The organism is Nodularia chucula CCY0103 (genome assembly GCF_963923915.1).
GTDB lineage: Bacteria > Cyanobacteriota > Cyanobacteriia > Cyanobacteriales > Nostocaceae > Nodularia > Nodularia chucula.
In genome coordinates, this window is sequence record NZ_CAWUOL010000059.1 from 21,290 (window position 1) to 32,732 (window position 11,443).

7 protein-coding genes are annotated in these 11,443 nt (G+C 39.9%); 6 read left to right on the forward strand and 1 reads right to left on the reverse strand.

The genetic code is table 11. From position 1 onward, the window contains the following. Positions 1-263 precede the first annotated feature (263 nt). From ACM0OP_RS15870 to ACM0OP_RS15885, 4 genes are all read left to right on the forward strand, one after another. Positions 264-2,459, forward strand: a complete 2,196-nt coding sequence (locus tag ACM0OP_RS15870; RefSeq protein WP_414529391.1) for an ATP-binding cassette domain-containing protein — start codon at positions 264-266, stop codon at positions 2,457-2,459. 152 nt (positions 2,460-2,611) lie between these two features. Then, positions 2,612-3,817, forward strand: coding sequence for an AIPR family protein (locus ACM0OP_RS15875; protein ID WP_414529392.1), 1,206 nt, complete (start codon positions 2,612-2,614; stop codon positions 3,815-3,817). Between the two features lie 65 nt (positions 3,818-3,882). Next, on the forward strand, positions 3,883-4,293 hold the full coding sequence (locus ACM0OP_RS15880) for a hypothetical protein (RefSeq protein WP_414529393.1): 411 nt from the start codon (positions 3,883-3,885) through the stop codon (positions 4,291-4,293). A gap of 108 nt (positions 4,294-4,401) precedes the next feature. Next, positions 4,402-4,956: a hypothetical protein gene (locus ACM0OP_RS15885; RefSeq protein ID WP_414529394.1), complete on the forward strand. Its 555-nt coding sequence runs from the start codon at positions 4,402-4,404 to the stop codon at positions 4,954-4,956. Positions 4,957-4,969: 13 nt separating this feature from the next. Here the strand turns inward: ACM0OP_RS15885 and ACM0OP_RS15890 are convergent, their stop codons facing one another. Then, positions 4,970-5,503, reverse strand: a complete 534-nt coding sequence (locus ACM0OP_RS15890) for a hypothetical protein (RefSeq protein ID WP_414529395.1) — start codon at positions 5,501-5,503, stop codon at positions 4,970-4,972. 17 nt (positions 5,504-5,520) lie between these two features. Between ACM0OP_RS15890 and ACM0OP_RS15895 the strand changes: the two genes are divergently transcribed. Together ACM0OP_RS15895 and ACM0OP_RS15900 are read left to right on the forward strand one after the other, a co-directional pair. Further along, positions 5,521-10,629, forward strand: a complete 5,109-nt coding sequence (locus ACM0OP_RS15895; protein WP_414529396.1) for a hypothetical protein — start codon at positions 5,521-5,523, stop codon at positions 10,627-10,629. An 11-nt stretch (positions 10,630-10,640) separates the two neighbouring features. Continuing rightward, complete coding sequence (locus ACM0OP_RS15900) at positions 10,641-11,396, forward strand: tetratricopeptide repeat protein (protein WP_414529397.1); 756 nt, start codon at positions 10,641-10,643, stop codon at positions 11,394-11,396. The last annotated feature ends 47 nt before the right edge of the window (positions 11,397-11,443 follow it).

Here is an 11,443-nt window from a genome sequence, read left to right on the forward strand (position 1 = left end):
TTGATCAGAAAAAATAAAAGCAGTTATACACTGCTTTTATCAAATTTACTGTTGAAGTTGGAAGATTTCTTCTAATTCTTCCCAACTACAATATACTGATTTGAATAAAGAATTTGATAAAAGAATATTTGATGCTACGGAAGTCACAAAAATCCCAAAAACTAAGCCGATTAAAATATTTTTCACTCTTTTAAAGTTTCCATCGCCATACTTCAATAGAGCTTTCGCGTAGCGATGATTAACAAAATTCAACTTTGATACTCATGCAAACCCTACAACTAACTGCTCACACTAATCCCACTCAGCAATGCAAAGTTAGTCAGGTACCATTCACTATTGGCAGTGACCCAGATAATGATTTAGTAATCACGGACACTTATGTTTGTAGCTATCATGCTGCAATCTTGTGGAGACAAGACCAATATCTGTTATTTGACTTAGGTAGTGCTGTGGGGACTCGCATTGGTAGCACATTGCTGAGGCATCAACAATCACAGGCGTTATCAGATGGGAATTTAATACAAGTTGGTTCCGTTATTATCGAAATAAAAATCACCAATCCCCCGACTGTCAAATCACAAATTTTTACTCCAATCGCTAAAACCCAATTATTCAATAAGAAGCCGGAAAATCCAACTCTCCAAAACTTAAGGCTAGATGCCATTGATTTATACAAATCCACTGGTATGTTCTTTGGTAATACCTTAATTAATAATATTTCTGTATCGTTTCTCCCCAGAGAATTTATCGTGATTGCTGGGGTAAGTGGTGGGGGAAAATCTACTTTATTGGATGCACTCAATGGTCAACGTCGTGCTAGTAGTGGGAAAGTTATGGTCAATGGCGTTAACCTTTACCGACATTTCTCAGCTTTTAAACACAGCATTGGTTATGTACCTCAAGACGATATTGTGCATCCAGAGTTAACTGTGTTTGAAGCACTCAAGTATGCGGCACAATTAAGATTACCTCATGCGATACCAGAGCAGAGGCAGCAACGTATTCAACAAGTCCTCGAACAATTACAACTCACCCCACGTAAGCACGTTCCGATCAAGCGGTTGAGTGGTGGACAACGGAAACGAGTATCTATTGGGGTGGAACTAATTACCAAACCCAGCTTGTTCTTCCTGGATGAAGCAACTTCAGGACTTGACCCCGGTACTGAACTTCAGATTATGGAGTTGCTGAGAGACTTAGCTAACAATGGCAGTACAGTTATACTAATTACTCATGCGACCAAGAATGTAGCAATCGCAGATTTTGTAGTGTTTCTCGCTAAGGGCGGAAGGCTGGCTTACTTTGGGCCATCTAAGATGGCATTTGATTACTTTAAAGTGCCAGACTTTGACACTATTTACAGCAAAGTAGAACGGCAGTTATCACCAGAAAAATGGGAGGAACGGTTTAAAGAAAGTGTTTTTCACCGGAAATTCATTAGCGATCGCCAAGAATCAATCCCCCAAACCAAAGTGACACCAGTAGCACCCAGGATAAACTACTGGCAGCAGTGGTGGGTATTGTGTCGGCGTAATCTCACCATCCTGTTCAAAAACAAAATGAGCCTGTCCTTGATGTTAACAGGAGCGCCAATTCTGGGAGGATTTAACTTTTTACTCTGGAAATCTGACTTGTTTGACACCAAAACAGGCAATGCAGGACAGTCAATCACAATGCTGTTTGTCACCGTGATTATGGCAGTCATGGCAGGGGCGTTGGCCACTATGCCAGAGATAGCGAAAGAAACTGCAATTTATCGCCGGGAGAGAACTGCGGGACTGGGGGTGCTTCCCTATCTTGCGTCTAAGTTTCACCTATCATTTTTGCTTGCACTGTACCAGTCGGCTGTACTCTTAGGCTGTATGGTCAGTGCGGTCACTGTTCCTGAAAGTGCTTTACCTGGGATGTATGTAACATTGTTTCTGGCATCTTTTGGTAGCATGATACTGGGGTTGTTGGTGTCAGCAATCGCACCCAATCAAAGTGTCGCTCCATTGCTGACTATTCTGGTGTTGGTTCCACAGGTAATTTTTGGTGGTGGTATACTCCCGGTTAGCGAATTTAAAGACAACGGAAAGTTTCTTAACCAATTAATGCTGACTAAGTACCCTTTTGAATCCCTAGTAACACTCAGTGGACTGGGTGAAGATGTAGCGAAAGACCCTTGCTGGCAAAAACCTGAACGACAGAGACGAAGATTGTCAGTACAAGAAAGTAATGCCTGTGATTGTTACGGAAACAATGTATTTAAACAATGCCAATTCCCTGGACTGGGGACAGTGGATAGGTCTTCATTTCTGTCCTCAGATGTTTTTAAAGCACGGCAATTGATTAGTCCTGTTCACCAAACCTATGGGGATATTTTCAGTATCAATGTCATGTTGAGTTTGATGCAAATGACTTTCCTGATTGGTGCGATCGCTATATTATTATTTGTATTTCAGTCAGCCAAAGGTTGAAAATGCCTCTAGAACTAACCAGAAGCAGTGTGTTTCGTCTTTTGTTTTGGGGCGAGTTCAACGTTTAATAGAACAATTGTACTGCATAGCTAATTTTGTTGAACATAACTCAAGCGTTACTATAAAGTTTTGCTCCTGCGAGAAAATAAACCATGCCGAAAACTTGGATTCTGAAAATAGATAACTATTTCAATGCCAACCCCAAATGCATTATCGCCACTGCCCACATTGATAAGTTCCCTACAGACTTACCCCTAGAACCTAACATCCGCGAACCCAACCGAAGAAGTGCTACTTACAGGCAAATCTTTGACTCCTTGACGACTCAACCCGCCAAATTCTTCGAGCGTCACAGTGGTATAGTCCTCTGTGCCAATAAGGTTAAACCCAATAAAAACAAAACTGAACTGGAACTAGAGATACTGGAAGCTTCCGAGGGGGGTAGCGATGGCATCATCAATGGCGGTCACACAGTTCTAGCATTTGAACAAGCAAGGAATTATAAATATGACCTGAGCCTTGCGAAAGTCAAAGTTACCATCCACATTGGTTTAAATGAAGTAGAAGCTAAAGATATTGCTCTGGCTTCCAATACAACTTCCCCCGTAGATTCTCGCTCCAAAGTCAACGCCAGGGGTGATTATGAATTTATCAAGCAGTATTTAGCCGAGTTAGAAAGAACGGAAGATAGAAAGTTTAGAGTTGCCTATTACCAAAACCAAACTGGCGCTCCCAGAAATGCCCAGTGTAATGTTACCCATCTCTTCAAGTTGATGAACTGCTTAGACAGAAACAGGTATAACCCGGATGGGAATAAAAGAACCAAGCACCCCACAGGTATGAGTACCCCCAGTCAGATCACAGATGCTGAGAGGGAAAGATTGAGTAAGCTACTCCCTCTGCTTTCGCAAGCTATGTGGATTGAACAAAGACTCTACGAAATTGTTCAAGAGCATATCAGCAACCCCAGAAGAAAGGGTGTTAATGATTTAGCATCAATTGATACACGCAAAAATACTCTGCTTCCCGATAGTAAGTATTCTTTTGGGTTTGGTGCGCCAACTGATTTGGCATTACCGATAATTGCAGCCTATCGAGTATTCCTAGACGAGAATTACAACTGGATTATTCCTTTTGAGGAGTTAGCTGAGAACTTCCTGCAACATCTGTGGGGGAATCATTATCGTAAATACTTGGTTTCCGAGAAAATGGCAGGGAATACAATCGGAACTAAAGTCAGTCGCTCTCTAGAACTTTGGGAGAGTTTGTACATCTCCGCCCAAAGTTATCTGAATCAGCATCTGATGAAAATGGTTAATTCCAGCAAACGTGATTCCGTCGTGCTGACGGCAAAATAGGCTATACATTGATTGCCGCTTTTTTTGGCACAGAAAGCGGTGAAAATTTAAATCAGGTCAATATTATGTCTGAATCTGACAACTTGGACTTGGAACTTCAAGCTGAACAATTAGCGCAATTCGCCAGAGAACAATGGTCTGAAGAAAAAATTGAATTTTTCAATGATATTTGGCAAGAGGCTGGTGTGAAAGATGTTCGCAAGATGACCATTCAGGACGCTAGACGCACATTAGCCATTTTATCCAACAGCGAGGCATCAATACAATTTGTTAAGGCTTTTTATGCTCAGGCTATAACCAACGGTATGCCATCTCATATATTAAATTTCATTCTGCAAAGTGACACAGATGGTGATGGACGGACTCTGGCACAAGAAATATTTGTAGATGGCACGAATCCTTTCCGTGCTGACCAGCCAGTTCCACAACAGCAATATTATTTGGAAAATAGTTATGATTTAGACCTAGAATTATAACCGTAAAAACCGAACAGACAAAAGTATTAGATCAAGATAGTAATAAAGTTGATTGTTTTTGATTTAACTTGTGAGTATCCTGTCTTTAACCTTTACTGGTGAAGACAGATGCAGCTTTTGGATTATGAACTCGAACAGAGTAAACTGGGCTTTACTGGCGAATCAAAAACAACAGAGTGGGATGCCATAGATTTGGCTACTCCCGAAAATCGTAAAGAATTGATGGAAGTTTTGATTTGCCAAAAGGTTAAACGGGGGGAGGATATTACCCAGTGTCTGAAGGTATTGGATTACCTTAAAAGAAGAACTGAAGAGAACAAGCTATACGATATCCTGGCTCAAGAGGTAAAAGAAAGATCCGTATTTAACTCATTGCAAAGAGTCTGCATCACATCCTTTGCCATCCTGGGGATGATTGCGTTCTCTCATGGGGTGTTGTCACGCTCCCAAACCCAGAACCCCACAGTCTCTAATTCTGTAGAACGCAATCAATTTTTTTCAGAGGGTGATGCCTTCTCTACGAAACGCTCCGCGAACGGCGATCGCAAAAATCAACTACCTTCCGTTGAAAGTGGCAAGCCAGATGACAAAGCTAACAATTATCGCACTGACAACGAACGCAACGGCAATATTCAGGGTCAACTGAAGACAGGTAAACAGTAAAAGCCTGAATTGTTTACCAATAGGTGGTTTCTTTGTCAAAGGGCAAGCTATCGGCAGGTTCACAGTTCCGCAAGTCTATGGCCATTTGCTTCAGGCGTTGACCGTATGTTTTGCTAGAAGCAATTCTGCTATTCATCTCTTGTTCACCAAAGTTGATGCCTTGTTCGGCATATTTTACAGACACAGCATTGTAATTATCAACATCGATTTTCTTGCGACGTTCCATTTCTTCCAACCAATTCTCACTGATGCCCTTTTGAAGCGCTTGCTCCACATATTCAGGCTTGAGTGAACCATCTGGATTAAACTGCCGTTTTTCTTCCTCTGTGAAGAAATCGTAGGCAGTATAGACAGGCCACGGCTCTGGGTCTGTTTGGTCTAAATGTTTTAGGCTTTCATATTTGTCCTTCAAAATCTTAGCGTGTTTACTAATTAATTCAGGTGGTCTATTTTTGTCAATCAATTCTTGGAGATATTCTGTTTTCAAAGAACCATCTTCATTCACTCTTTCACGATTCATGTTTAACCATCGTTTCAACCTAAACATACAATTCCTCCTAATTTATGGCACTAGAATTTAAACACTTTGATACTAGATTAAATCAATGGATTTATACAGACGCAGATAGCAAGAATCCTGATTCTATTTTAACTGAAAAGTTAGATAACACACTACTTGAATCTTACTTTCCAGGTAAAGATTTTTCTTTTGGACATATTGATGAATATAGTAAACCAGAAGATTTACAAAATCATCCAGATGGTCACGTTCTGCTGTTATCTTCAAAAACTCGATTACTCTATGGAGAACCAGAATGTTTGGAAGTAATTGATAAACTTTGTCCAGACCGGAAAGACCGGGGGGCTTATGGTTCGATATTTTTAGGTGATTGCAAAGATTCAATCAATGAGAAATTAAATATTCTGGTAGTAGACGATAGCACGGGCGAAAATGGGGGAGTGATTGAGGATAAGGTTGCTTGGAAATTGACAGGAGATTGCTACGGTCAAATTTGCACAGAGCTATATGACAAGATTACCAAAAGAGAAGAAAAACAAGATAAAACTTATCGTGTAATTCAGCATCGCTTTGGTTGGAAAGAAGGTGATGGAGAAGATACTAAGTATCGTTTTGGTAAAGGTACATTGCGACCTTTCAACATACAAGAGCTTGATTTGCAAAAGAATGTACCCAAAATTGACCTAATTATTCCTGTATCCAGTTTCAAAGGCACGGACAAAGATAACCCAGATGGACCAAGTAAACCACAAATCAAACCAGGGCTGTACCAGCAAAATATTTGGTTAGGTGAAAAAGCCCAATCAGAGCGGGGTAAAACTGCCATATCTCAATTACTGGCATCATTCCCCCAAGGAATCAAAGACTTTGCGGAGGAACTGGAACTACAAGCTCAACAACTAGCAGAAGTTCAAAATGACCCTAGAAAGGTGGCTCAACTGTACTGTGAGAAGTATGAGAAACGCAAAGCTTTTACTGAGGAACAAAAGGCATCTATACACCAAGAAATAATTACGCCAGAAAATCAGGAAACTTTTGTCAAACAACTAGATTTATTTAGTCCTGAAGAAAATCATTTGGATGATGAAGCTGAAAAAGAGCAAGATGATTCCTTAATGTACAAAATTATTAAATCAGATTTACTAGGACATAATCAACTTATAGAAACTGAGAAGTTCAAACAAGAGTTAAATAAATTTATCCAGAATCAATGGCGTGATATTGCCGTTGGTAAAACTTTGACTTTTGACCGGGGAATGATTATTCCTTCTAAGAAATTAAAAAATGGGGAAATTTGTGTACCTTGGATCGATGAAGGCGAAAAAGTCCTTAACTTTCGTTCTCCTTTTCTCAACTCCAATGGTTTATGTGTCTCTGTTAATAAACACGTTGAAGACCGTTTAGCCCCAAATGGTTCACCATTAGAAGGAATCATCGTAGTTAATGATGAAGATCATAAACGAATACAAGCAAGATTGGAAACTGGTGAAGTAGCACCAAGAGAAACCGAATCTGAACGTCAGGCTAGAGATTTTGATGGTGACTGCATTGGTGTCGCCAAAGCAAGTAAATACCCCAATTTTACAGCAGAAGCTGAATACAGAAACCAGCCCGAAAATGCGTATGCTCCCACAGTCAAGCTGAAAAAGCAATCATTTTATAGGGAAGATAAAACCCAACCACCCTTTGAAGAAATTGCCATCCACATGAGCGACAGCATCAGCGTGGGGATCATTAATAATCAAGTTACAGCACTAGAAGCCTTGGAGTCAGAAATTGAAGTCCTAAATACTTATGGCACACCAGAGTTAAAATCACAATATTTAGACCAAGTTTCCCATCATTATCAAAGCTTATTTGAACAAGAACGTTACGACAAACCCAAACCAATTAGGTCAGAATATAAACCCTATATGGAACAGTTTGTAGCCCTAGCCAAAAATCCTCATAGAACGCCAGAAATCATGCAACAGGCGATGGATTTAAATCGTCAAATGTATCGCAGTATGATTGAAGAAGGATGTTATCAGAATCAAATAGCGGTAGATTTATTCAAGAGTGCCAAAACACCTGAGATGGATTTAGTTAAGGAGAACCAACGCTATTTATATCGTGACGTTAATTATATTAAAGATAAAAAATCAAAAGCAGCTTATTTAAACACTGGTATTACTTCCCAAGGCTACTCACCTGTAGAATTATTAATCAGCCAAACTAATAAATACTTTGAAAATTCCAAACTCGAATCTCGTCCCATAGTCCAATTTCAAGATTTATTTAAGGCAGTTGAATTTACCCCACAACAAAGATTTTCTGCCATCTTAGCCAAGCAGGAATTTGACCAGAAATTTAATGCAGCCGTAGCAATGGAGCGACGACGGGAAACTGAGCGGGGACCATCTGCCATAATTCAAACACAGCAAGGAGCGCAACTAGAAATTACTAACTTGACTCGCTATGGTCATCCGGGGATTTGGAATGGGCAAAGGTTGAATATTGAGCTAAAGGAAATTTCTGAACAATATCGCAGTCGGGAACGCCCTCACAAACTAATGGCGATCGCTCAAATTGATGGAGAGGTCGAAGATGGTCAACCTAAGTACCGTAAACTGGGAACAGTCAGCCAGCAGTCAGTAGAAGATTACAATTTGAAACCAGGAATGGTCACGGCTGGGGCTTTTCTCAAAGAAATTAAACCAGAATTGAGCCGGGGGCAAACCTCGTTACTATTTCAGCAAGCATACCAAAGTGCAGAAGCATTTCGCGCTTCTATCCCGGAGTCTGAGAGATTATCGGCGGCGGCGGCGGCTTGGAGTATATCAGCTACCAGACAAGATGAAGTAGAAGATAAGCAGCGAGATGTTCAAAAGAAAGTATCAAATTTCGCCTTTGCTGCTTTCCCTGATGAAATTGTGTCACGCCTGGAAGAACTGCAATTTACAGAGATGAAATTGGTGACGCTTGACAATGAGGCGAACAATTTCAAGGGTAAAGCTTGGAACCCAGATGAGAAATACCCAATAGAAATTAGGGCTAGTGAGCATCCACAGGATCATGAACGTCATGGTTCCCGGTTGATCTTTGTACAAGACGATGCTGGAGAGTACAAAGAATTTGCCATGTTGGAACCAAGGACAAGTCAGTTACCCATTGGCACAAAGGCTCAAGCCAACATAGTGCCTGGGGAAACCTATACAGCCATTGGTACTGTCGAGCAACCAGGGAAAGCGCCCGTTGAGTTCACGATCAGAGAAATTAGTAAGTTCTCTTATGCGGGGCGTGAGTTTCATGCCGAACCAGCCAACCTTTCAATTGGGACAGTACCCGTTCCTAATCAAGCGGTAAAAATTCAACTGGATGGGAGAACACTGGGGGAATTAGATACTGATTCCGTTAAACAACTTCAACAAGTCAATTATCTTAAGAATGGCAATCAACTCAACCTGAAACTCACACCTATTGGTGATGGTAATAAAACCACAACTTTAATTGGTGAATCACCCCAAGGGAATTTGTTAAAAATTAATAAAGTTGATGTATATGATTTTAAAAATGAAGCTTTTAACCAATGTGAATATAAAAAAGTAAATTTAGAAATTCCTCAATCAAAGACCAGGGATGCTGTATTTCTAGATGGTAAACCATTAGGAGTGTTGCATTTTAAGAAGGACAAGGAAGCACTTAAAGACTTGGGAGTTCTGCAATTTGGTCAGTTGACCGAAGTGCCAGCTACACTGCAAAGTAATTTTTCTCATACCTTTGTTAAAATTGACCCCAGCACAGTTGAATATCCTGAAGTTTGGACTAAGGAAAGTCAAGCATTTCCAAACAAGCCTGTTGTAGCTTCACCGCAACAGGAGATGATTGCGAAAAGTGCGCCGTTATTGCAAAAGATTAAAGAACGCCCCACTTTTTTGTTTACTACTCCAGAAGATAAAATGCTGGGGATCATGGGGATGGCGGTAGATGACCATAAGGTTGAAACTGTCACCCAGTGGCTAGAAAAACAAAATGTAACTTTTATTCAAGTACCAGCACAACTGGAAAATAAGAAAGGATTGGCGGTGTTTAACTTGGTGACTGCCTCCATACCAGACCAAACAGCCGAAGCCATGACCAAAAAGTTTGGGGAAATAATTGAATCCAGGGATGAATATCAGCAAAAAATTGATTCTTTACCAAATCGACCGAAATCTTTAAAAACGCCTCAGCAACCAGTTTTTACACAAACTCCAATTAGTCAACCACAAACTATATCTGGGAAACCTATCCCGATGAACTATCCCCTGATTATGCGAGGCGAATTAAATTCTCTCCCAGTGGATACCTGCATTGATGCCATGCGGGGATATGGCAGGACTCACACCACTAGAGCTTATGAACCTTACAAACAGTATGGATTTAAAGAAGGTGATATTGCGATCGCCTACGGCGGGGCTTCGCCCATCGCTTCTGGGGGAGGTAAACAGGTAGCTTTTCGAGTGGGCAAGCAGTACCAAATCACTCAACAAATGATTTCTGACCCCACTTACCAACAGCAATGGGCGCAAATGGAAAAGCATTCAGCCAAAGCATTACCAGAATTATTCACAGGTAAACCGAAGGTTTGGGGGCTAGAGATGGAACCTCTGGGAGATTATGTTGACGGCAAAATTGTGGACTTCCCTACACCAAAGATTGAGAAGAATATTAACGAACCAGTGACTATTGATGATTTGAGAAATTGGTACACTGCTGCTGACAAGTTGGGTAAACCAGATGAATATAAACAGAAAATTGTTGAGGTTGCTAATGAATTTAAACAAAGCCAAAAAATTTCAGACAAAGCTTTTGCAGCTATGAATCAGGATACTCACGAGTACCAATCTATTAGCCGAATTACTCAAATTGCTCAAAAAATTGGCTCAGTTATGGGTAAACCTGGAGCCGATGGTTCTACTCAAGTTCAAGGAAAAGTATACGATATTTCTTTTAATGCTCTACAAGAAGATTTAACCATTTTTACTAAAGATAAAAATATAATTCTTGATATTAAAGCTGGGAGACTACAAACTAATCAAGTTTATCCAGAAATAGTAACTTTTTTCGATGAGGCAAATGTAAAGATTGATGAACATTTGAATAAAAATCAACAGGAAAGTATAGAACGCTAGGTATATAAAACATGGAAGCTATTGATTTAGAACAAGCACAACTTTGGTACGAAAAAGGAATTGAATATGTTAATAAAGGAGATTTAGATGAGGTTGAACGCTGTTTTAGGGCAGCACTTTATTATAATCCTAATTTTGCTGAAGTTCATAATGCCATCGGGATGATTCTATTTCAAGTTAAAAAATATTCTGAAGCAATCCAACTTTTTGATAGTGCCTTAACAATGAATCCTAATTTTGCTGAAGCATATAGCAATCGCGCTTTAGCTCATTCAAAAATTTGTCATAAAACAGAATTTAATTTACTGCTAGATGATTTGAATAAAGCTATATCGCTGAAACCAGATTTAGCCGAAGCTTATTTTAATCGGGCTTGGGTTCATAAAGCTTTTCTGATTGATAATCAAGCAGCAATCCAAGATTATAATCAAGCTATTTCCATAAATCCTCAATATATAGAAGCCTATCTTCACCGAGGTGATGCTTATCTTTTATCTAAGGAAATAGAAGAATCAATCCAAGATTTTGATAGGGCGTTAGCGCTAGATACTGACCACGTAGAAGCTTACAGAAGCCGAGGAGTAGCCAGATTTGAATTAGGTGATGTGGATGGAGCTAAAGATGATTTATTTAAAGCCTTTGACTTGTTTTATGCTCAAGGTAATATGACTCATTGTGTTTTAACTAGGTCTGTGATTATGAGTTTATTTCCTGATTATGAAATATACAAGCATTTGTTTGGTGTAGAAAATAAAATGGCTAAGTAGGTGGGCGAGGCAAAACCTAAATGTATAAAGCAATGTTAAGAGGAGAA